The organism is Arthrobacter sp. 2MCAF15 (genome assembly GCF_052115605.1).
Taxonomy (GTDB): Bacteria; Actinomycetota; Actinomycetes; order Actinomycetales; family Micrococcaceae; genus Arthrobacter.
On record NZ_JBFRGZ010000004.1, the window covers coordinates 155,457 to 176,554 of the forward strand.

23 protein-coding genes are annotated in these 21,098 nt (G+C 66.9%); 12 read left to right on the forward strand and 11 right to left on the reverse strand.

Features of this window, described 5'->3' with window-relative positions; all coding sequences use genetic code 11:
- Window positions 1-1,224, forward strand: a complete 1,224-nt coding sequence (locus AB4089_RS06660) for a macrolide family glycosyltransferase (protein WP_441408511.1) — start codon at window positions 1-3, stop codon at window positions 1,222-1,224.
- Between the two features lie 33 nt (window positions 1,225-1,257).
- On the opposite strand, the gene AB4089_RS06665 is transcribed toward AB4089_RS06660, so the two are convergent.
- Window positions 1,258-1,947 carry an alpha/beta hydrolase family protein gene (locus tag AB4089_RS06665; protein WP_441408512.1) on the reverse strand — a complete coding sequence of 230 codons (690 nt, stop codon included), beginning with the start codon at window positions 1,945-1,947 and terminating at the stop codon, window positions 1,258-1,260.
- Window positions 1,948-2,025: 78 nt separating this feature from the next.
- Here AB4089_RS06665 and ligD point away from each other — a divergent pair, with 78 nt between their 5' ends.
- The 3 genes from ligD to AB4089_RS06680 all read left to right on the forward strand — a co-directional run bounded on the left by ligD (window position 2,026) and on the right by AB4089_RS06680 (window position 3,936).
- Window positions 2,026-3,048, forward strand: coding sequence for a non-homologous end-joining DNA ligase (gene ligD, locus AB4089_RS06670; protein ID WP_441408513.1), 1,023 nt, complete (start codon window positions 2,026-2,028; stop codon window positions 3,046-3,048).
- 120 nt (window positions 3,049-3,168) lie between these two features.
- Entirely contained in the window at window positions 3,169-3,774 is a 606-nt protein-coding gene (locus tag AB4089_RS06675) for an AAA family ATPase (RefSeq protein ID WP_441408514.1), read from the forward strand.
- Between the two features lie 24 nt (window positions 3,775-3,798).
- Window positions 3,799-3,936, forward strand: coding sequence for a hypothetical protein (locus AB4089_RS06680; protein ID WP_441408515.1), 138 nt, complete (start codon window positions 3,799-3,801; stop codon window positions 3,934-3,936).
- Here the strand turns inward: AB4089_RS06680 and AB4089_RS06685 are convergent.
- Together AB4089_RS06685 and AB4089_RS06690 are read right to left on the reverse strand one after the other, a co-directional pair.
- On the reverse strand, window positions 3,926-4,192 hold the full coding sequence (locus AB4089_RS06685; RefSeq protein WP_441408516.1) for a hypothetical protein: 267 nt from the start codon (window positions 4,190-4,192) through the stop codon (window positions 3,926-3,928). The genes AB4089_RS06680 and AB4089_RS06685 overlap by 11 nt on opposite strands.
- Before the next feature lie 268 nt (window positions 4,193-4,460).
- Complete coding sequence (locus AB4089_RS06690) at window positions 4,461-4,805, reverse strand: hypothetical protein (RefSeq protein ID WP_441408517.1); 345 nt, start codon at window positions 4,803-4,805, stop codon at window positions 4,461-4,463.
- 184 nt (window positions 4,806-4,989) lie between these two features.
- Between AB4089_RS06690 and AB4089_RS06695 the strand changes: the two genes are divergently transcribed.
- The 3 genes from AB4089_RS06695 to AB4089_RS06705 all read left to right on the forward strand — a co-directional run bounded on the left by AB4089_RS06695 (window position 4,990) and on the right by AB4089_RS06705 (window position 7,828).
- On the forward strand, window positions 4,990-6,273 hold the full coding sequence (locus AB4089_RS06695) for a class I SAM-dependent methyltransferase (protein WP_441408518.1): 1,284 nt from the start codon (window positions 4,990-4,992) through the stop codon (window positions 6,271-6,273).
- Between the two features lie 86 nt (window positions 6,274-6,359).
- Entirely contained in the window at window positions 6,360-7,370 is a 1,011-nt protein-coding gene (locus AB4089_RS06700) for a pirin family protein (RefSeq protein WP_441408519.1), read from the forward strand.
- Window positions 7,371-7,486: 116 nt separating this feature from the next.
- On the forward strand, window positions 7,487-7,828 hold the full coding sequence (locus AB4089_RS06705) for a GNAT family N-acetyltransferase (protein ID WP_441408520.1): 342 nt from the start codon (window positions 7,487-7,489) through the stop codon (window positions 7,826-7,828).
- 30 nt (window positions 7,829-7,858) lie between these two features.
- Here AB4089_RS06705 and AB4089_RS06710 read toward each other — a convergent pair whose 3' ends face one another.
- Together AB4089_RS06710 and AB4089_RS06715 are read right to left on the reverse strand one after the other, a co-directional pair.
- Window positions 7,859-8,437: a TMEM175 family protein gene (locus tag AB4089_RS06710; RefSeq protein WP_441408521.1), complete on the reverse strand. Its 579-nt coding sequence runs from the start codon at window positions 8,435-8,437 to the stop codon at window positions 7,859-7,861.
- A 168-nt stretch (window positions 8,438-8,605) separates the two neighbouring features.
- Complete coding sequence (locus tag AB4089_RS06715; protein ID WP_441408522.1) at window positions 8,606-8,941, reverse strand: carboxymuconolactone decarboxylase family protein; 336 nt, start codon at window positions 8,939-8,941, stop codon at window positions 8,606-8,608.
- 315 nt (window positions 8,942-9,256) lie between these two features.
- On the opposite strand from AB4089_RS06715, the gene AB4089_RS06720 reads away from it, so the two are divergent.
- Together AB4089_RS06720 and AB4089_RS06725 are read left to right on the forward strand one after the other, a co-directional pair.
- Window positions 9,257-10,693, forward strand: coding sequence for a DUF2252 domain-containing protein (locus AB4089_RS06720; protein WP_441408523.1), 1,437 nt, complete (start codon window positions 9,257-9,259; stop codon window positions 10,691-10,693).
- Window positions 10,694-10,697: 4 nt separating this feature from the next.
- Window positions 10,698-12,341: an FAD-dependent oxidoreductase gene (locus tag AB4089_RS06725; RefSeq protein WP_441408524.1), complete on the forward strand. Its 1,644-nt coding sequence runs from the start codon at window positions 10,698-10,700 to the stop codon at window positions 12,339-12,341.
- On the opposite strand, the gene AB4089_RS06730 is transcribed toward AB4089_RS06725, so the two are convergent.
- The 3 genes from AB4089_RS06730 to AB4089_RS06740 form a co-directional block, all read right to left on the reverse strand.
- Window positions 12,233-12,988: a CDP-alcohol phosphatidyltransferase family protein gene (locus tag AB4089_RS06730; protein ID WP_441408525.1), complete on the reverse strand. Its 756-nt coding sequence runs from the start codon at window positions 12,986-12,988 to the stop codon at window positions 12,233-12,235. The genes AB4089_RS06725 and AB4089_RS06730 overlap by 109 nt on opposite strands.
- A gap of 237 nt (window positions 12,989-13,225) precedes the next feature.
- Complete coding sequence (locus tag AB4089_RS06735) at window positions 13,226-13,630, reverse strand: hypothetical protein (protein ID WP_441408526.1); 405 nt, start codon at window positions 13,628-13,630, stop codon at window positions 13,226-13,228.
- Window positions 13,631-13,677: 47 nt separating this feature from the next.
- Entirely contained in the window at window positions 13,678-13,980 is a 303-nt protein-coding gene (locus AB4089_RS06740) for a cupredoxin domain-containing protein (RefSeq protein ID WP_441408527.1), read from the reverse strand.
- A 264-nt stretch (window positions 13,981-14,244) separates the two neighbouring features.
- On the opposite strand from AB4089_RS06740, the gene AB4089_RS06745 reads away from it, so the two are divergent.
- On the forward strand, window positions 14,245-15,192 hold the full coding sequence (locus tag AB4089_RS06745; protein WP_441408528.1) for a cation diffusion facilitator family transporter: 948 nt from the start codon (window positions 14,245-14,247) through the stop codon (window positions 15,190-15,192).
- 40 nt (window positions 15,193-15,232) lie between these two features.
- On the opposite strand, the gene AB4089_RS06750 is transcribed toward AB4089_RS06745, so the two are convergent.
- Window positions 15,233-17,482, reverse strand: a complete 2,250-nt coding sequence (locus AB4089_RS06750) for a putative bifunctional diguanylate cyclase/phosphodiesterase (protein WP_441408529.1) — start codon at window positions 17,480-17,482, stop codon at window positions 15,233-15,235.
- Between the two features lie 218 nt (window positions 17,483-17,700).
- Entirely contained in the window at window positions 17,701-18,003 is a 303-nt protein-coding gene (locus tag AB4089_RS06755) for a DUF4193 domain-containing protein (RefSeq protein WP_223987258.1), read from the reverse strand.
- Between the two features lie 290 nt (window positions 18,004-18,293).
- On the opposite strand from AB4089_RS06755, the gene AB4089_RS06760 reads away from it, so the two are divergent.
- Window positions 18,294-18,539 (forward strand): hypothetical protein, encoded by a 246-nt coding sequence (locus tag AB4089_RS06760; protein WP_441408530.1) that lies wholly within the window; start codon window positions 18,294-18,296, stop codon window positions 18,537-18,539.
- A gap of 97 nt (window positions 18,540-18,636) precedes the next feature.
- A complete protein-coding gene (locus AB4089_RS06765) occupies window positions 18,637-19,347 on the forward strand; it encodes a response regulator transcription factor (protein ID WP_441408531.1) in 711 nt (236 codons plus the stop codon).
- Here the strand turns inward: AB4089_RS06765 and AB4089_RS06770 are convergent.
- On the reverse strand, window positions 19,295-20,710 hold the full coding sequence (locus AB4089_RS06770) for a sensor histidine kinase (RefSeq protein ID WP_441408532.1): 1,416 nt from the start codon (window positions 20,708-20,710) through the stop codon (window positions 19,295-19,297). The genes AB4089_RS06765 and AB4089_RS06770 overlap by 53 nt on opposite strands.
- Window positions 20,711-21,098: the final 388 nt, after the last annotated feature.

Genomic DNA, 21,098 nt, shown 5'->3' on the forward strand with positions numbered 1-21,098 from the left:
ATGCATCTTGCGTTCGTCTCCATTCCCGCCTACGGACACGTCAACCCCACCCTGCCGCTGGTGGCGGAGCTTGTGGGCCGGGGGCACCGGGTCACGTACTTCACATCGGCCGACTTCGGACCGCGGATCCGTGACGCCGGAGCGGCTTTTTCGGCTTCCGGCGGGAACTGGATGGCATCAATGCCTGCCCTGGCCCCCGGGCAGCGGGCGCAGGCGCACCTGATGCTGCCGCTCATGAACCGTGTGTTCGAGGACATCCGCGCCAGCTTCCCGGCGCTCGTGGAACACCTGCGCCAGGACCCGCCCGACGCGATTTGCTTTGACGCGATGACGCTCAGCGGCAGCATGGCCGCTGAAAAGATCGGCGTGCCGGCCATCGCCCTCATGCCCACCTATGCCACCAACGAACACTTCTCGCTCCGATCACTGATGCCTGCCCGGCCGCCGGAAGGCGCCGATGAAATGGCCAAGGTGGCTATGGCCATGGGCCGGCTGCTGGCCGAATTCGCGGCCGAGCAAGGCGTGCGGACGCCACGGATGTTCGATGGCCCGCCGGCGCCATTCAACATCGTGTTCCTGCCGCGCGAGTTCCAGCCCCGGGGGGAGACATTCGATGACCGGTTCCGGTTCGTGGGGCCAAGCGTGGGCGGCCGCGACAGCGAAGGTGAATGGGTGCGCGGGGGAACGGGTCCGCTGCTGTTCATTTCGCTGGGGACCACCCCACTGAACCGCCAGCCGGACTTCTTCCGGACGTGCCTGGACGCCTTCGGCGGAAGCGACTGGGACGTCGCCATGGCCGTCGGGGACCAGACCGGACTGGCGGATCTCGGGACGATTGCTCCAAACATCCAGGTCCGTGCCTTCTTCCCGCAACTGCAGGTACTGCGCCAAACCAGTGTCTTCATTACCCACGCCGGCATGAACTCGACCATGGAGGCGCTCTATTTCGCCGTCCCGATGCTGGCCGTGCCGCAGCAACCGGAGCAAGAGGCAACCGCCAGGCGGCTTGAAGAACTGGGCCTCGGCCGGCACCTCGCCGCGGAGGACGTTGGTCCGGAAGCGCTCAGGACTGCAGTCGCCGCGCTCCAAACCGATGCACAGGTGCGGCGGAACGTGGCCGCCATGAGCGAGATTGTCCGCGGGGCGGGAGGGGCCGCGGCCGCCGCCACCGCCATTGAATCGCATGTGCATCACGGGGCAGGCCGGTTCGGGACGGTCGGCTAGCGGCAGCCGGTTAGGCCGGTCGGCTGGGGTCGATCAGGGGAGCGCGTCCGCGGGATTCCCGCCGTGCGCCCTGAGGAACTCCGCAACCGTGGCCGCCAACGACGCCCCTACCTCGTCCGCACCGCGCTTGGCGCCGGCAACAGCAAAGGAATGGTCCCCGCCCTCGCGCCACTCCACGGTCGCGGTCGGCCCGATCCTGGCCGCCACGGACTCCAGCAGTTCCGGGGTGGCGAACGTATCCCGGGTGCCCTGCAGGAACAGCATCGGCAAAGTCAGCCCGTAGAGGTGCTCATCGCGGAGCTTCTCCGGCTTGCCCGGCGGGTGCAGCGGATAGCCGAGGTAGACCAGCCCGCCAGCAGGCATGCCATCCGCCACCGCCATGGAGGCCATGCGTCCGCCGAACGATTTCCCGGCGGCCCACAGCGGCCGGCCGGCAGACCGGGATGCGGCGGCGTCCATGGCCACCCGCCAGGCAGCGATTGCCGCCGGCGGCCTGTCAGGAAACTTCCGTCCTGCCTCTCGGTAGGGAAAGTTGAAACGCAGGGTGGCGACACCCAGGCCGTTCAGGGCCCGGGTGAAGCCCGCGAGGAACGGATGATCCATTCCCGCCCCGGCTCCGTGGGCAACAACCAGGGTGGCAAACGAGCCGTCGGGGTCGGCAAAGACGCCCGAGACTGTGGCGTCGCCGACGTCGAGGGTGATGGGGACTTCGGGTGTCGTCATGTGTCCATCATGCCCGGTCATTGGCGGCCAGCCCGCTGCGCTCTTCACCTGTCCACGCCGCCGGGGTAGGTTGTCCCCATGGCCAGGGAAGAAGCGCACCTCACTGTCAGCGGTCCGCACGGCGACCGGGAGATGCGGGTGTCGAGCCCGGGCAGGGTTGTCTGGCCCGGTCTGGGACTGACCAAGCTGGACCTGGCCCGGTACATGGTGGACGTCGGGGACGCTTTCCTGGCGGCCAACGGGGACCGGCCGGTGACACTCCAACGGTTCAAGGACACGGTGGATGGCGAACAGTTCTTCTCCAAGAACCCGCCCAAGGGTGCCCCGGATTTCATCCGCTCGGTCGACGTCGCCTATCCCAGTGGACGATCGCATCCGCAACTGGTCATTGACGAAGTCGCCGCCGCGGTGTGGGCAGTGCAGATGAACACGGTGGTTTTCCACCCCTGGGCCTCCCGGGCCGGCAATCCGGACAACCCGGACCAGCTGCGGATCGACCTTGACCCGCAGCCCGGCACCGGCTTCGCGGAGGCTGTTCCGGTCGCGCGGGAATTGCGGCGCGTCCTCGCCGAGGCAGAGCTGGAGGCCTTCATCAAGACCTCCGGCAACCGGGGACTCCATGTCTTTGCCCCGATCGAGCCGACCCGGGAGTTCCTGGACGTGCGCCACGCGGTCATTGCCGCGGCGCGCGAACTCGAGCGCCGCCTGCCCGAGCAAGTAACCACCGCCTGGTGGAAGGAGGAACGCGGCGCCCGCATCTTCGTTGACTTCAACCAGGCCAACCGCGACCGCACGATTGCGGGGGCCTACAGCCCGCGTGCGCTGGCCAACGCGGCGGTGTCGTGCCCGATCCGCTGGGAGGAACTCGACTCCGCCGACCCTGCTGCCTTCACCATCGTCACGGTGCCGGACCGGCTCAAAGCCACTGGCGATCCGTGGGCCGGAATGCATGCGAACCCGGGGGGCATCGATCTCCTCCTGGGGTGGTGGGACCGGGACCTCGAGGCGGGTCTGGGAGAGCTGCCGTTCCCGCCGGACTTCCCGAAGATGCCCGGGGAACCGCCGCGGGTGCAGCCCAGCCGGGCGCGCAGCCAGGGCTGAAACCGCGAATTCGTCGTCCGTTCCCGGGACGAATCGGCGGCCTCTACCGTTGGTAGTAGTAGGCGGAGCCTGCGGCGGTGCCCGGCCCCGCGCACCAACACGCGATGAGAAGGAATCCGATTGCTGATTGTCTTGACGGGAATTGACGGATCGGGAAAAACAACAGCCGCGCGGGCGACGGTGACAGCCGCGCGCCGTGCGGGCCAGAAGGCGCTCCTGCTCAGGAACTACGCTGGCCGGCGCAGGATGTCCCTGCTGAGCGCACAGTTCGGGGTACAGCTTCATCCACGGCTGGCCGATGCCGTGGAGACAGCTATCCGCACCGCGAACGTCGTCGTTTCCCACGCCAGGGCCCGCCGGCATCCGGGCCTGGTCATCATGGACCGCCACCTGCACTGCCAGCTTGCGCTGCGCCAGGCCCGCGGGCTTCCCCGGGGCCGGCTCCTGCCGTTCCTCCTGGCAAGGTTTCCCCAACCCGACGTCGTGCTCCACCTGGTCATCGATCCTGAACAGGCGCATCAACGCGTGATGGCGCGTGGCACGGACACGGAAACGCTCGAGGACCTCGACTCCCTGAGGGCCGCCTACCAGGCGTTGCCCGAATACGCGCACTTCACCGAGCTGGCTGCATCGGGTACCCCAGAGGAAGTGGTCTCCCAGCTCTCGCTCGCCATCGCCGATGCCGTCAGGAGCCGTGGCGACGAGCCGCCGTCGCCCCATCCGTGAGCCCGCCCGCGTCGAATTACCGGCATGAGCAAGGCGGAGAAGAAAAACCTGAGGTATTGCGATTACTACTGCTTCATGTCGCTGAAGGATTTCGCGGCCTGGGTTGACGCCGACGACGACCAGGAACCCGCCATGTCCTATTCCGCACCGCCTACCAGGTGAGGTCCTGGGCCTTGATTTCGTAGTGGCCGTCCCGCTGGGTGAATGTCGCCCGGTATCCGCGCTTGACCCCGTTGACCACCATCTGGCAGTCCGTGTGAGTGTTCACCTTGATGTCCGGGAAGTTCTTGCACTCCACTGCGGAAATCGTGACGCCGGCCTTCTTGGGCTTGGCCCGGGCCTTGATCCGCTCGGCCAGGACCTTGCCGCTGGTCTGCGGATCAAAGACCACCACCGACGGCGGGGGAGACGCTGTCACAGTGGTCGTAGGGCCCGGCGTTGCCGGCGGCGCAGCACATCCCGTCATCAGGAGCGCCCCGCCCAAAGTTGCTGCGCATGCAGCTCTGAAGATATTCATCGTCGATCATGTCCGTCCGACGCCGGTCCCTGGAGCCGCCCGAGACCCAGGCTACCCAAACCACACAATGCCCTGCGCGGCTTGGGGATTCCTTGGCCTTCCGGGCCCAAGGCCCAGGCACCAGGCCCATCTCCAGCTCCAGTCCCGCTCCAGTCCTCAGGCTCCCGCGCTAGCGGCGCGGACGGAGGGTGCGAAGAATGCCGCGGATCGAAACGCCGACAGCTAGCACCAGGGGGGCCAGCGCCACAAGCACCACCACGGTGTTGGGCCGGAATGCCATGTGGCCCTCGGGGCTCTTGGCATAGACGCCCACGGGCATCACGAAGCCGCCGCCCCCGCCACCACTTCCGCCGCCGGCCTGGGCATCTTCGGTGCTGCTGCCTCCGCCGAAGCCGAAAGACACCACCGCGACGGGGATGACCTCTTCCCCTGCGATGTTCATGGCGGGGCCGTACGCCCGGGAAACACCCACGTTCTTGAACGTGTCCACGAGGGACGAGAAAGACTCAGACATAGCTCACACCATAGGCAACCGAACCCACAAGCGCCAGAGCCGTCCGCCACGGTGGGAAAAGAACGGCACCACGGCAATGGGGACCTAAGCTCTGGTTGAGGGCCGTGTACTGCCCTTAGATTTTGAACTGCCGGGGCACAGCCCTCGGCGCTGGAGACGAGTCACGGGAATCGAGGCACTGGACATGGCGACATCCACGAATGCAGCTTCACGGCTGGCCGACGCATTGGCGATCATCCTTGGCACCGATGGGATTCCCCTGCGGCTGCAAGCCTGGGACGGCTCGGAAGCCGGCCCGGAAGACGCCCCCGTAGTGGTGTTCCGGTCCCGGCGGGCACTCCGCCGGATGCTGTGGTCACCCGGCCAGCTCGGACTGAGCCGTGCCTATGTCGCCGGCGAAATCGACGCACCCGGCGACATCTTCGCCGCCTTCGCCGCCCTCAGCTCGGCCGGAAAATTCGCCGAGCCCGGCCCGTTCCGGCCGCCCACTCCCCGCGAGGGATTCGCGCTGCTCAAGACTGCCGTCCGGCTCGGGGCGCTGGGACCGAACCCTGCGCCGCCGCCGGAGGAAGCCCGCGTGGACCGGTTCGGCCGGCGTCATTCCAAGGGCCGGGACGCCGCGGCCATCTCCCACCACTACGACGTCGGGAACGACTTCTACGCGCTCGTCCTGGGCCCGTCCAAGGTCTACTCCTGCGCCGTCTGGGAGTCGGAGGAGACAGGGCTTGATGCTGCCCAGGCCGCCAAGCTCGACCTCGTCTGCCGCAAGCTGGGACTTAAGCCGGGGATGCGCGTGCTGGACGTGGGATGCGGCTGGGGCAGCTTTGCGCTGCACGCCGCCCAGAATTACGGGGCCGAGGTCGTCGGCGTGACGCTCTCGGTGGAACAGGCGGCCATGGCCCGCAAACGGGCCGCGGACGCCGGGCTGACGGACCGGGTGGACATCCGGGTGCAGGACTACCGCGATGTGGACGACGGACCGTTCGATGCGATCAGCTCGATTGGCATGTCAGAGCACGTCGGCCGCGAGCAGATCCAGCACTATGCCTCCCAGCTGCACGGGCTGCTCCGCCCGGGCGGCCGGCTGCTCAACCACGCGATCTCCTGGAACGCCGGGCCCACGGCACCGGACCCGGATTCCTTCATTCCCCGCTATGTCTTCCCGGACGGCGAGATGCTCAGCCTCGCCGACATGGTCACCGCACTCGAATCGGCGCGCCTGGAGGTCCTGGACGTTGAGGCACTGCGGCGCCATTATGCCCTGACGCTCCGGGCCTGGGTGCGGAACCTTGAGGAACACTGGGATGAGGCGGTGCGCCTGGCCGGCGTGGGCCGGGCCCGGGTGTGGCGGCTCTACATGGCAGCTAGCGCCCTGGGCTTCGAGGCCGGTATCACGGGAGTGAACCAGATTCTGGTGCAGCGCCCGGGCGGCGAGGAACCGCCGTTGCGGCGCTCGTCGTGGATCTGAAGCTGATCAAGGAACGGCTAAGTCCCGGCGTCCTGTGCCGTGTGCCGAAGGCTGACCCGCGGACCCCGCGAAGCTAGGCTGTCATCATGAGCAATATCGAAGTTGCGCCCCAGGAAATCCTCTGCGGAACCGAGGGGACGAATGCCGGCGTCGAACTGCTGGCCCCGCGGCAGGTCCCGCTGGGCGGTCCGCGGGCGATGGACGTGCGGCGTACGCTTCCGCAGCGCCAGCGCAGCCTCATTGGGGCTTGGTGCTTCCTGGACCACTATGGCCCGGACAGCGTCGGTGATTCCGGCGGCATGAAAGTACCGCGCCACCCCCACACCGGCCTCCAGACCGTCAGCTGGCTGTTCACGGGGGAGATCGAACACCAGGACTCGGCCGGCTTCCACGCTGCCGTGCGCCCCGGCGAAGTGAATCTCATGACGGCCGGCCGCGGCATCAGCCACTCCGAATTTTCCACCCCGGAGACAACAATGCTGCACGGTGCGCAACTGTGGGTGGCGCTGCCGGACGCGGCACGCCACATGGCACCGACCTTCGAGCACTATCGCCCCGAACCGGTCGACGGGCCCGGCTGGACCATGCGCGTCTTCCTCGGCACGCTTTGCGGGTCCGCCTCGCCCGTCGCCACCCATACGCCCTTGCTGGGCGCGGAGATCCTGCTCGAGGCGGAGGCGGAACTGGCCCTCGACACAAAGACGTCGTTCGAACATGGCCTGCTGGTCGACTCGGGCACCCTCTTCCTGGACGGACACCCAGTGCCGAAGGACCACCTCGCCTACGTGCCTGCCGGTACCGGAACCCTGACCCTGACAGCAGGCCCGGATGGGGCCCGCGTCCTCCTGATCGGCGGTGAGCCGCTGGGCGAAAAGATCGTGATGTGGTGGAACTTCGTGGGACGCAGCCACGAAGAGATTGTCGCGTACAGGGCCCAGTGGCAGGCCGAGATCGGTGCGGAGGACGGTTCCGGTCCGAGGTCGACGCCGGCCGCCGGAGGAGGCGCCGACCTGCGGTTTGGCCCGTTTCCGCCCGGCGGGCCGGCGGCCCTCCCGGCCCCGACCCTGCCGAACGCCCGCATCAAGCCCCGCGGCTGAGCAGTGCATGAGCCGTGCCTGAGCAGTGCTCAGCGGCGTGCAACTTCTACCCAAGCCCAATGCCCCAAGCCAGGCCAACGCGCCAACCCGTCCCAGCCCAGGAGACCACGCCAACCATGACCACCATCAGGAACAACCCGGAACGCGGCCGTTTTGAACTGCTCGACGCCGACACAGTCATCGGCAAGGCCGCCTACGTGGACGATGCCGGGTCGGCCCAGCGGATTTTCTATCACACGGAGATCAACGAGGAATATGGCGGGCGGGGGCTCGCCGGGGTGCTGGCCGCCCAGGCACTGGATGAGACCGTCGCCGCGGGCCTTTCGATCGTTCCGGTGTGCCCCTACATCAAGAAGTACCTGACGAAACACCGCGGCTACGCGGCGAGCGTGGTGGCGCCCACCCCGGCCCATCTGGAAATCGTGAGGGATTCACTGGCCCAACGCGTCCGGCGGTAACCGTTCGTCACGCTTAATGGTCATTGCCGCTCATGGATGCGCGATAAACCGCTCCACACGCCGGTCGGGGATGAGCCAGATCGCGGCAACCACTGAATAGACGGCAATCCCGAAGAGCGGGTTCACGAGGCTGAGCACCATCCCTACGATGTACAGAGCCGGGGATCCCTTGCCCTTCCAGTCCTGCCCCATGGCCTCATCCAGCGCGCCGCCGCGTCCCTGCTGGCGGATCAGGGTCGATTTCAGGATGTAGTAGGCAATGGCGGCGAGCAGCAGGTTTAGCCCGTAGACCAGGACGGGGACCTCCGCCAGGCCAGTGTCATTAATCCACCGGGTGGTGAAAGGGATGAGGGAGAGCCAGAACAGCAGATGGAGGTTTGCCCAAAGCACCCCGCCGTTGATCCGCCCGGCCAGATGAAGCATGTGGTGGTGGTTGTTCCAGTAGATCCCGACATAAATGAAGCTCAGCAAGTAGCTAAGCAGCGTTGGAAGCTCGTGGAGCAACGCCGGCCAGGTGGGTTCGGCGGGGACGTGAAGCTCCAGCACCATGATGGTGATCACGATCGCAAGCACGCCGTCGCTGAAGGCCTCCAGCCGGTTTTTGTTCATGGGCCTCCTTTGATCAGGGCATCGTGGCAGATGCAGCGAGGAACTGCCGACGCCGTGGCGCGCGGTTCGTAGGAAACGCTACCGGTCCGCCCAACGTCCGGCGGGAACCCACGCCGAAAGGCTCACCACGGCGGAGGCGCCCGCCACGGCCACGTCGTCAGAGCAGGCTCAGCCTTCGGCTTCGGCTTCGGCTTCGAGTTCCGCCTCGGCCATTTCGAGGGCGAAGCCCAGTGCGGTGGCAAGACTGCTGGCCGCCGCCACGATCCGGGGAGTCCCCAAAATCGGAGCAACGGCGATGAGGACGCCGCGGACATCCTCCAGCGTGATGCCGACGTCCACGGCGGTACCGGCGTTGAACAGGTAGGAGGCGACTGGGGCGTCGACGGCAGCGAGGGCCGCGATCCGGACCAGCATCAGTTCGCGAGGCTCAAGGGTGGAGCGCTCGAGCGACACGGCGGTGATATCGGCGAGGGCGGCGAGGACGGGTGCTTCTTCTTCGGCCATGGTCATGTCTCCATCTGGTTTCGGTGTTGTTGCCGAGCGGGGCGGCGCGAGCGGGGAGCCCCACCCGTCTGCAACTTAACCCGGTACGGCCCAGGAAGACATCACCCGAACGGGATGAACCGATCGTCAGGTTTCGGAACCCGGAACAGACCGGCCTTCAGTGTGCGGCGACGGGGTTCGGCAAGACATCGCCAACGCGTTGACGAGGCGCTACTTCGAGGCCACAATCGCATTAACTCGACCCAAGTTCAGCAGAACTGACCCAGGCAATCAGTGCCCGTGGCGGTTCCTGACGTCAAAGGGAGGTCGGCGATCATGGCCGAGAAGAAAGTCAAGCATCCAAGCGTCGAGCAACGAGCAGCGAAGGGCAAGGACTATCGCAACGAAGCACCGGTCTCCAGCCACACAGGGTGGGAGCCGGCTTCCGACCGACCCGATCCGGTGGCACTCCTCGAGGAACAAAACCTCACCCGCGAACAGGACCTCGTACCGGTGCGCCACGGCCGGATGTTGGCATCACCATTCACGTTCTACCGGGGTGCTGCCAAGATCATGGCCGCCGACCTGAAGGACACTCCGCGGGCCGGCCTGCGCGTCCAGCTGTGTGGAGACGCCCACCTGTCCAACTTCGGAGTCTTCGCCTCACCAGAGCGAAACTTGCTGTTCGACCTGAACGACTTCGACGAGACACTTCCGGGGCCGTTTGAGTACGACGTGAAGCGGATGGCTGCGAGTTTCACGATCGCGGCGCGGAACAATGCGTTCACCACGGAAGAAACGCGCGATTCGACCCTCACGGCTGTTCGGGCCTACCGCGAAGCGATGGCCCAGTTCGCTCAAATGCGCACCCTGGACATCTGGTACGCGCGCCTGTCCGAGGAACAGCTGATGGAAGCGATCGACCTCGCCGTGGCAAGCCAGAAGGGGAAGGCCCTCAAGAAGGCAGCCCAGGGCATGGAAAAAGAGGCGCGGCAAAACGTAGCCAAGGCCCACACAAAGGACAGCCTGCAGGCACTGTCCAAGCTCGCCGAGAGCGTCGACGGGAAGTACCGGATAGTCAGTCAACCACCAATCGTCATTCCCGTCCGGGAACTGGCGGATACGTACGGCATGTCCGGCGATGACGTTGCGAAAGCGGTTCGTGAACAGCTCCGGTCCTACCGGGCCACGCTGCCCGATGACCGGCGGCACCTGCTCGAACAATTCGAAGTCATCGATGTCGCCCGCAAGGTGGTGGGCGTCGGCAGTGTCGGCACGCGGGCGTTCATCGCCCTGCTGCAGGGACGCGACCAGGAGGATCCCTTGTTCCTCCAGGTCAAGGAGGCCACGAAATCGGTGCTGGAGGACCACTTGCCGAAGAGCAAGTTCAAGCAGCCGGGGGAGCGGGTGGTGCAGGGGCAACGGATGATGCAGGCCGCAAGCGACATCTTCCTGGGGTGGACCAAAGGTGTGCAGGACAACCGGTTCCTGTACTGGCGTCAACTGCGTGACATGAAGGGCTCGGCCGTAGTGGAAGGGATGAAGCCGCTGGGCATGACCTTCTACGCCGATGCCTGCGGCTGGACGCTGGCGCGGGCGCACGCCCGGTCCGGTGACCCGATAGCGATCTCCGCCTACCTTGGCAAGAGCGACAAATTCGAACGCTCCATCACTGATTTTTCCGAGCGTTATGCGGACCAGAACGAAAAGGACTACCAGGCCTTCGCCGACGCGGTCCGCTCGGGCCGCCTGGAAGCAGTAGAAGGCCTCTGAGGGAGTGACGGCAACGGAAGGCGGCACCGTGGGTGAGCGGCTCGAAGGACAGCAGGTTTCGCTTTGGGTCGCCACGGCAGCCGGTGCCACCAGATATCCGTCCCTGGACTCGGATCTCGAGGTCGATGTGGCCGTGGTTGGGGGAGGGATTGCCGGCCTGACGGCGGCGCTGGCCCTCAAACGTGCCGGACAGACCGTCGCGGTTCTGGAGGCGGCACGGATTGGCACCGGGGTCACGGGGCACACCACCGGCAAGGTCACGTCCCTGCACCGGCTGGTCTACACGGAACTTGCCGACCGGCACGGGCCGGATGTCGCAGGCACATACGGGCAGGCCAACCAGGCCGCAATCGAGCACATAGCGCGTGTGGTGGCGGAGGAAGGCATTGACTGCGACTTTCGACGGGTGTCCAACTACACCTACGCAGAATCCGACGACGCCCTTGCCCAGGTCCGCGACGAGGCGGCCCTGGCCGCACGGCTTGGTTTGCCCGCAGCTTTTACCTCCGACGTTCCGCTGCCGTTCGCTGTCCGGGGCGCAGCCCGGTTCGACAAACAGGCACAGCTGCACGCGGTGAGGTACCTGCAGGGCCTGGCCCGCGCCGTGGACGGCAGCGGAAGCCATGTGCTGGAGGATTCGCTCGTCACCGCGGTCCGCGATGGTGTGCCCGGCGTCGTCGAAACCGCGCGCGGCACGGTCCGGGCGCGCGAGGTGATCGTAGCCACGAACGTTCCCGTCGGCGACGGCGGGAGGTTCGCCGAACGCTGCTACCTGCACCGCTCCTACCTCGTTGCCTGCCTGGCACCCGCCGCGTCCCTGGACGGGACATTCATCAGCGTCGACGAGCCGATGCGCTCCATCCTGGCGATCGACGTCGAGGGTTCCCGTTACGTTCTCACCGGCGGCGAGGGCCACCGGGCCGCCGAAACCGGCGATGCGGCCGAGCGGTACCGGCGGCTCGAGGAGTTCTCGCGGGAACGCCTCGGTACCGGGCGGACCAGCTTTCGCTGGTCCACGCAGGACACCATGCCGGTTGACGGGTTGCCGTACGCCGGGACATTGACCCCGACGGCGGCGCACCTCCATGTGATTACCGGCCTGCGCAAGTGGGGGCTGACCAACGGCACCGCCGCGGCGCTGGTCCTTGCCGACACCCTGTCTGGAAAGCACAACTCCTGGGCGGCGGTGTTCGACACCAACCGGGCGACGCCAGCCGGCGGGGCCGGCCAGAAGAAGGTCCAGGCGCCCCAACCCCAGCAACCCGAACAGCAGGACCAGCAGGAACGGCGCGTCGCTGCCCTGCGGCCCGGCGAAGGCACCGTAGTGGAGATCGACGGCGAAAAGACGGCGGTCTATGCCGACCCGGCCGGCGACCTGGTTGCCGTCTCGGCGGTCTGCACGCATCTGGGTTGCACGGTCGAGTTCAATGCCGAGGACTCGACCTGGGACTGTCCCTGCCACGGCTCAAGGTTTGCCGCGAACGGTGTGGTGATCCAGGGCCCGGCGGCAGTGAACCTCGCGCCGAGGCCCCTAATGCGTCATCTGCCCGCCGGGGTTCCGGCGCATCTGGCGGGTGAGCCGGACTCCACGCCGGGGCTTGCCCGGCGGAGCCGTTCCAGCTCAAGAACATCGCGCCCGAACGAGTAGATCAGCAGCCCGAGCGCCGCGCCGAGCACCACGGCCCCGAGCCACGCCGGGACGCCGGGCAACAGGGCAAACAACAAGGCAGCGGGCTGGGTGGCTCCGATGACCTTCCGGACAGTGCTGGACGGCAGCGGCTTCCTCAGGGAGGGGCGGAAGCAGGCCGCCGCGAGAAAGGCGTAGTACATCAGGCCGATGGCCAGGGGCCACGGGCCGAACCTTCCCGCCCCGGCGCAGGACAACACCAGAACCAGGGCGGCGTCCGTGTCTGAATCCAGCCGTGAACCCTCGGCCGTGGCTGACCCGGTGAAGCGGGCCACCCGACCATCCACGGCATCGAGCAGCAACGCGGTGGTGCCCAGGACCACCACCTCGCCAGCTCTTACTGCCGCTCCCGCGTCGGCTCCGGCGGCCAAGCCAACCACCGTCATCGCGGCACAGCAGGCCACGATGGCGGCCCGGCCCAGGGTGACACGGTCCGCGGGAGTCGAAAACCGTGGGTTCCGGCGCAACACCGAGCCGGTGGCCCGAAGGATCACAGCGGCACCCGCCGCCAGGGCCCCGAACCAGAGAGCCGGATCGGTGAGGACCTCCATGCCGAGCCAGGCCCAGGCCACCAGATAGGCTGCGACGGCGGCACCGGCATCCGCCACAGCCCGGCGGGCGCGTTCTGATCCCGGCCCGGTTGGTCCGGCGGCCGTCGATCCCAGGCCTGCTGGCGCCGTGCCCTTTTGTTTCGCGCGCTGTTGTCTGGTGCGCTGTTGTTTGGAGCCCTGTGCAATCGTCTTCAGCCTGAATCACCCCGCCCACATGCTAGCAATTCGAGGCCCGGCTCGCGGGCAATGCCGGTCGGCGCGGTGTCCGGTCGTGATGTGTCAGGTCGTGATGTGTCAGGACGGGGCGGGACTCCGGGAGGACCGCCGTCCCGCGCGGGCGAAGCCGATGGCCGCCAGTACGGCTCCGGCTCCTTCGGCCACTGCGCTCAGGGACTTCTCGAAGTACCAGATGGGCTCGTACATGGCCGGAAATGGTCCGAACGCGGGAATGTTCACATAGCGGTACGTGACTACGGCGACGAAGGCGCTCAGCGCAACGACGAAAGCTGCTGCGTAGGCGGCCCTGCTGCCGCGCAGCAGCACCCACAGCCCGGCCAGCACAGCCGCGGCCGACTCCAGCAGGAAGAGGTTCCCTTGACCGATCCCCGCGGAGTTTCCCGCCTGGTAGCCCGGGGCCAGATGGATGTGGACGCCGGCGTCAATGAACAGGGCCAGCGCCGTGAGGATACGCAGGGTCATGCCGGTTCCGTGGACTCCCACGGACCGTCCGGAGTGGCTTTGGACGCTCATTTGACCACCAGCGTCCCGTGCATGTTGGTGTGGTAAGTGCAGTGATACGGATAGGAACCGGGTTGTGTGGGCGCCGTGAAAGTGGCAGTGCCGCCGCCCTTGACCACGGCATCGAATGCTTGGCCTTCGTCAGCCGTGACCGTATGCGCAGCAGAATCCATGTTGGTGACCGTGACCACCGCGCCGGGCGCCACGGTGAGCGGGTCGCCGTAGGCAAAGTCCTTGATCGTGATGGTGGCGGCGGCTGTCCCCGCCGTCTGGGTGGCTCCGGAAGGGGGCGCCGACGTCGACGCCGGCACTCCGGTTCCACTGGCGCACCCGCCCGTCCCGAACAAGATCAGCAGCAGCCAAATCGTTGACAGCTTCCGGCGAGCATTCATGGCGCACACCCCAAGCGGCTTGTGGGACAAAGAGCGAATGAACTTAATAGATTCATTGTGCGCCTGCCCGGCATAAATGGAACCAGTTTTTGCTACGCGGTCCCGCGATGTGATGCCCCGGCGTCAGGCGGGGGAGATAGCGTAGGCCAAGGATCCATTCCACGGCCGCGGGAGGAAGATTGCGTGAAACGTGACAAGTCCGGGTTCGCATCGCTCACAGTGCTCATCGCCTTCGGGGCGAACGTTCTTGTCGCGGCGGCTAAATCCGTGGCGGCGCTCATCTCCGGTTCGGCGTCCATGACGGCCGAGGCAGCCCACTCCTGGGCCGACACCGGCAACCAGGTGTTCCTGCTCATCGCCGAACGCAAAGCCGCCAGGAAACGGGACAAGGCCCACCCCATGGGCTACGGACGTGAGGCGTACGTGTGGTCCATGATCGCGGCCTTTGGCCTGTTTACCGCCGGGGCGGTGGTATCGGTGATGCACGGCATCCAGCAACTGCTCACGCCGGAGCCGGCCGGCGACTTCGCGATCGCCTATGTGGTCCTGGCGGCCGCTTTTGTCCTTGAGGGTGTGTCCTTCACCCAGGCTTTCCGGCAGAGCCGGAAGGCGGCACGCGAACTGGACCGGAAAACGCTGGAACAGGTCCTTAAGGGCTCCGATCCCACGCTGCGTGCCGTCTTTGCCGAGGACGGGGCGGCGCTGATCGGCCTGCTCATCGCCTTCGCCGGCATCTTCCTGCACCAGGTCACCGGATCCTCCGTGCCGGACGCCGTGGGGTCAATTCTCGTCGGCATCCTGCTGGCCGTTGTCGCCGTCGTGCTGATCGATCGGAACCGCCGCTTCCTGGTGGGACAGGCCGTGACCAGCGATATCGAGGGCTCCATGGCCCGCCGCATCCTCGAGCACCCTGAGATCGAGCGCATCACGTACCTGCACCTGGAGTTCGTGGGCCCGCGCAAGCTTTACGTCGTGGCGGCGGTGGACATGGTGGGGGACCGCCAGGAGCATGACGTCGCCGTGGCCTTGCGCCGCGTTGAACGCGAACTCGAGGACCACGCAACGGTCGAGGAGGCCGTCCTGACCCTCGCCACAGCGGACGAGCCCTCACTCGACTTCCCCGCCGCCTGAGGGCACCCGGCCATAGGCGCGGCCTGAGGGCAGCCCGGCCTTAGGCGCCGTCCGCCGCTGCGTCCACGCCGGCCGGTGGCAACAGATGCGGCCCTGAGGCCAGCAGCGCCTCGAGGACCGGAGAGGGGCTGGGACCCGCCAGGAGGAAGCCCTGACCCATGTCGCAGCCAAGCGATCGCAGGAGATCCAGCTGCCCCGTGTCCTCGATGCCTTCGGCGATGACGCCCAGGTTCAGTTTCCGCGCAACTTCCAGGATGCCCTCGAGCATCGCCGCGGCCGGGGCGTCCCCAGGCACTCCGGACAGGAAAGAGCGGTCAATCTTGAGGATGTCCGCAGGCAGAGCGGCGAGCGTGCTGAGCGAGGAGAATCCAGTCCCAAAGTCGTCGATCGCGATTCGGACGCCGAAGCTCTTGAGCCGGTTGAGGGCGCCCACGCCACCATCTGAGCTCGTGGCGAGGGCTGATTCTGTGACCTCCAGGATCACCTTGTCAGCCTGTGAAGCGGGGTGGGCCAGGATGCGCTCCAGGGCGGCAAGGTTGCGGTCGCTGGAGAGCTGAACCGTGCTGAGGTTCACCGAGACCCAGAGGTCGTCGGCGGTGCCCGGGGAACGGCGCCAACCGGCGACGTGGCGGCTGGCTGTGTCGAGAACCCAGCAGCCGATGGGGCCGATGTCGCCGGTTTCCTCGGCCAGGGGGATGAATTCTGCCGGTCCCAGCCGGCCCAGCGTGGGATGTTCCCAGCGCACCAGGGCCTCCACCCCGGCGATCTCACCTGTGCCCAGTTCAACCACGGGTTGATAGTCCAGGCGCAGCTGGCCTGCCTGCACGGCCGTGGCGAGGTCGGCCCGGAGCGCGGCACGGTAGGTCATTTTGTCATAGCCCCGGGCATCGAAGAGCTGGTAGCGGCCTTTGCCACTGTGTTTCGCCATGTACATTGCGAAGTCAGCCTGCCGCATCAGCTCGGCCGGATCTGCTGTTCCGGCGCTGCGCTGGGCGGCACCCATGCTGACGGTTACCTTGAGCCGGACGTCGTCGATGCAGAATGGCTCGCGCAGGGCGTCCTGGATGCGGCCGGCGACGTCGTCGGTTGCCGTGCCGCCGTCATTCATCACCACTATCGCGAATTCATCCCCGCCCAGCCGGGCGACGAGGTCATGCACTCGCACACAGCCGCGAAGGCGCTGGGCCAGTTGCATGAGGAGCGCGTCGCCGCCATTATGGCCCAGCGAGTCGTTGACGTCCTTGAAGTCGTCGACGTCGATGATCACGAGGCCCTCGCGCCGGTCAACTGACCCGGCGTCGGCGGCGAGAAAGACCGAGGCGAGGCGTTCGGTGAGGACCACGCGGTTGGCCAGTCCCGTGAGGGGATCATGCGTGGCGCGGAAGGTCAGCTCAAGATGGTTGTCATGCACGGTGGCGGCCATCGAATTGAATGCCTCGGCCAACTGGCCCAGCTCGTCATTGCGGACAACGTTGATCCTGTGGCTGTAGTCGCCGGCCTGTAGCTTCAGGACCCCCCGGTAGAGACCCTCCACGGGGCGCATCAGGTACTTGGTCATCCGCCGGCGGAAAAAGAAAACGCCGCCCACCGCTACGGCAAAGAGGACTGTGCGGCCGGTCGAAACCATCTGCTGGAGTTCCGCGCCGTACGCGACGCCGTCGTCGAGCGCGTCGAGCGAAGCCCTCCGGATGTTCGCCAGCAGCGTGCGCGACCTCGCGCCGGAGGCGGCGAATGACGGGGCCTCTGCCACGCGGTTGCCGTGCAGGCCGGCCACCTGGCTGTCCCAGAGTCCGTGCGCGGACAGGCCGTCCTGCCACGCGGTCCGGGCCTCCCGGAGCGTGGCGCGCATGCCGTACGCGTCCGGCAGGATCCCGGCGGCGGCGTCGAACTGGGCGGAGAGGTCTTTTTGCTGCTGCAAAAAGGCCGATGTGTCGACGGGTACTTCGGCGAGCAGTTGCAGTCCGGCTTGTTCGTGGTCGTCCAGGCGGGCCCGTATTTCGGCGACGGCCTCCGACTCGAGGCGGTGCTGCGCGGCGGCGTGCTGGATTTGATCCGTGACCACGCGGACGCCAACCACCGTTGCGACGACGCCGAGCACCAGCGCTACGAACACCAGTGCGAACGCCCTGGACCATTCGCGTTGCAGGCTGCCGGTAGGAACGGGCGTCTGCGGCCCGGTCACGTCCCCGGCCGGTGCGGCCTCTTGGCCGGTGGAACGTCCCGGTGCATGGGCGGCGGTCGACGGCGGCGCGGCAGCCGGGTCCGCCAACCTGTTGTTGGGGTTACGCATGGTGTGCCTCCGGCCTCGTGCCGGCACTCGCCGCATCGTCAACAGGAGCGTAGCCGAAGAGGCCCGTGCGGGTCATGTCCGGCCGCTGCCCGAAACTAATGTGAAGCATGTGAAAGCAGTGTACTCGGCGCGTGACTGACGCGGTCGAAGACGGGTGCCAAACTTCCTGTGCCGGGCTGAACTCCTCCGGCCGCCTGCGCGTGGGTAAGGGGCGGGTCTTAGCTGAGGCAGTCCGCGCAGTACGCGTGGCCGCCCTTTTCCTTGGCCAGCTGGGACCGGTGCCGCACCAGGAAGCAGGAATAGCAGGTGAACTCGTCCTCTTTCTGCGGGATGACCGTGACAGTCAGTTCCTCGCCGGACAAGTCTGCCCCCGGAAGCTCTACGCCCTCGGAAGTGTCGGCCTCGTCGAGTTCGCGGACCACGCTGCGGGCGTCAGGCGCGTTAGCCGAACGGAGGGCCTCCAGGGAAGCGTTGCGTGATTCCGCAACGTCGGAGCGTACTTCGTCATAATCGGTTGCCACCTGGTGGTACTCATTTCCGTTGCGGGGTGTGTGATTCAGTTTGTGATCCGGAGTCTTTCCGGTTCTCCGGGATTGAACGGTACAGCATGACACCGGGTAAAAGCTGGGGACTGGGGCAGTCGCGGCAGTGACGCTCGTGACACCTCGTGGCGGCGGTCAGCGGCGCGGCCCCCTACACTTCGTTCGCCACTGGTCACCGGGGCGTCACGCGGCGTTAACTTCGGTGTCCTAGCCTGATTCTTTAGGCATCATGCACCATGCGCACCACCATCCGTAGGGAGGGATTCACCATGGCCGATATCCCTGGAGTGCTGGGACGGCTGACGCCGGAGGAACTCAATGAGCTGCGGTCCCTCGGCCCCAGCGGGCACCTGAGCCGGAGCCTCACTGACGCCCTCGACCGCGCGGCCGGAGGGCCCGGGGCAGGACGCGGCTACTACGTCCCCAACGGGAGCGTCAGTGCCACCGGCGGACCCCACGTGGTCCTGCGCAGCGACGTGTCAGGATGGCTGTTCGGCCCCGCCCAACAGGCCTAGCCGGGCGAGGAGACCCCTTCCCACCGACATGGACACGTCAGGTTCCTTCCGGGCCGGCCCAGTAAGGGCCATACTTGCTCAAAAGGAGGGGTCTGGATTGCGGATTCTGATGGTGGAAGATGAGCACGCCCTGGCGGAAACAGTCCGGCGCGGACTGAAGAATGAGGGGTTCGTCGTCGACGTTGCCCACGACGGCGTCCGGGGACTCTCGGCCGCGCTCGAAAACGCGTACGATGCCATCCTCCTGGACCTCATGCTGCCGCGGATGAACGGCTACGACGTCTTGAAGGAATTGCGGAACCGGAAAGTCTGGACCCCGGTGCTGATGCTCACGGCCAAGGACGGCGAATACGACCAGACAGATGCCTTCGACCTGGGCGCGGATGACTACCTGACCAAACCCTTCAGCTTCCTGGTGCTGGTCGCCCGGATCCGGGCGCTGATCCGGCGTGGAGCGCCGGCCAGGCCCGTCATCATGACACTCGGCACCCTTTCCCTGGACCCCGTCAGTCACAGTGTCCGCCGCGGAGATACCCTCATCAGCCTCACGGCCAGGGAGTACGGCCTCCTGCACTACCTGATGCGCCGGCACGACCAGATCGTCTCAAAGGCGGAGATCCTGCAAAACGTCTGGGATCCGGCCTTTGAGGGCGCGAACAACGTCGTGGAGGTCTACATCGGCTACCTTCGGCGCAAGATCGATGGGCCTTTTGGTCTCCACAGCCTGACCACCGTGCGTGGCATGGGCTATCAGCTCAGCGCCGACCCGATCCCTGAGCCCCGTGCCGTCGAGCTTCGCGAGGGGTGACGTCCTCCGGTGGCGCCGTCTCCGGCAAGGGGAAAGCGATCTCAAACCGGCAGTGGCCAGCCGGCGCGTTCGTCGGCCGGATGGTCCCGTGATGGGCGGCTACGATGCCGGCTGCGATGGCCAGGCCCAGTCCGCTGCCGCCGCCTTCACGGGAGCGGCTGCCGTCGAGCCGGACAAATCGTTCGAAAATCCGCTCCCTGTCCGCCTCCGGGATGGGGTCGCCATCGTTGTCGACCGTGATGATGACCTGGTCCCCGGCGGCGCGCAGGTCCACGGCGATCCGGGACAGGGCATGGCGGTCGGCGTTGTCCAGGACGTTCCGCAGGACCTGCGCCAGCCGGCGGGCGTCGCCGCGGATCCGTGCGGGCACGAGCGTCGCCTGAATCTGGTTCTTGCTGGTTGACCGCAGCCGGCGGATCTCCTGGTCCAGCACGTCGTCAAGATCGACGTCTTTCTGCTCCACCCTCAGGCCGCCGTCGTTGGCCTTGGCCAGGGTCAGGAGGTCCTCGACCAGGAAGCTCATGCGGGCTGTCTCGTCGGTGAGGACATCCTTCATCTGCAGCCACATCGCCCCGGTCGGATCCGCGGCCGCGATTTCGATTCCGGCCCTGAGCGTGGCCAGCGGGCTGCGCAGTTCGTGGCTGGCGTCCGAGACGAACCTGCGCTGTTCGCTGTCCGAGGCCTGCAGCCGGTCCAGCATCGTGTTCATGGTCTGTGCCAGGGCCTGGATTTCATCGTTGGTGGCCGGCACATCGACCCGCCCGTCCAGCTGCTCGGCGTTGATCCGGGCAACCTGGCCCCGGATCCGCTCCACCTGGCGGAGGGATCTCCCCACAAGGAGCCACACGGACACGGCCACCGTGCCCAGCAGCAGCGGCGTGGCACCCAGCATGAACCATGCCACCGTGGCGATGGTGTCGGCCTGTATCTGCGAGGCCTGGGCCACCACCACCGTATAGCTCAAAGTGCCTGTCCGCGCTCCCACCGTGACGATGTGGTAATCGTCGGTGTCCCCGATGCTCGGAAGGCCCGAGACGTCCTGGGTCATGGTCTGGCCGGGGGCGGGCCGTTGGGCAGACAGCGGGGCGTTGGCGATCTCGGGATCCGAGCCGGCCAGTACGTACCCTGCGGCGTCCAGCACCTGGACGAATTGGCCTGCATGGGCGGTATCGATGATGTAGGCGCGGGCATCCGCGATATCCATGTCCTCCATTTCGGCAACCACATCCAGGGACTTCTGCCGGGCTGCGGCGTCGCTTGACCTGGCCAGGGACGCCTGGAGCAGCACGAGCAGGACCATGCCGCCGAGAAGCAACGCCACGGCCACGACGCCGACGGCGACCGCCGTCGAGCGCTTGCGCACGCCCCAATCAACAGCGCCCCTGCCGGGGCGGCCATGTGTGGCTCGTTTGCCCAGTCCCATGCTCCAAGAATGCGGCAACGCGGGGATCCGGACAACCGGTGTGGGGCATTTCCGCCGCCTCACCCCCCGCCCCGTACCCCGGGTAGATGCCGGTGCCATCCGGACCTGTCGCCGGGGGCGCCGGGAGAGGTTACTCTCAGACTCTTCTCAGGGGGATGCGGGACAGTTGAAACAGGATCAGAAAGCCGGCCGAACCGGGGCCGTCACACCACAGATTCCGGTCGCACGCTCTCCTCAACCAGCGTGCGGCCGGGCACGACCCTTCTCCAAGACTCCCGTTCCTGGCAGAGCAACCGGCAACCACAACCCCTCCCTCTTCGCAGCCAGC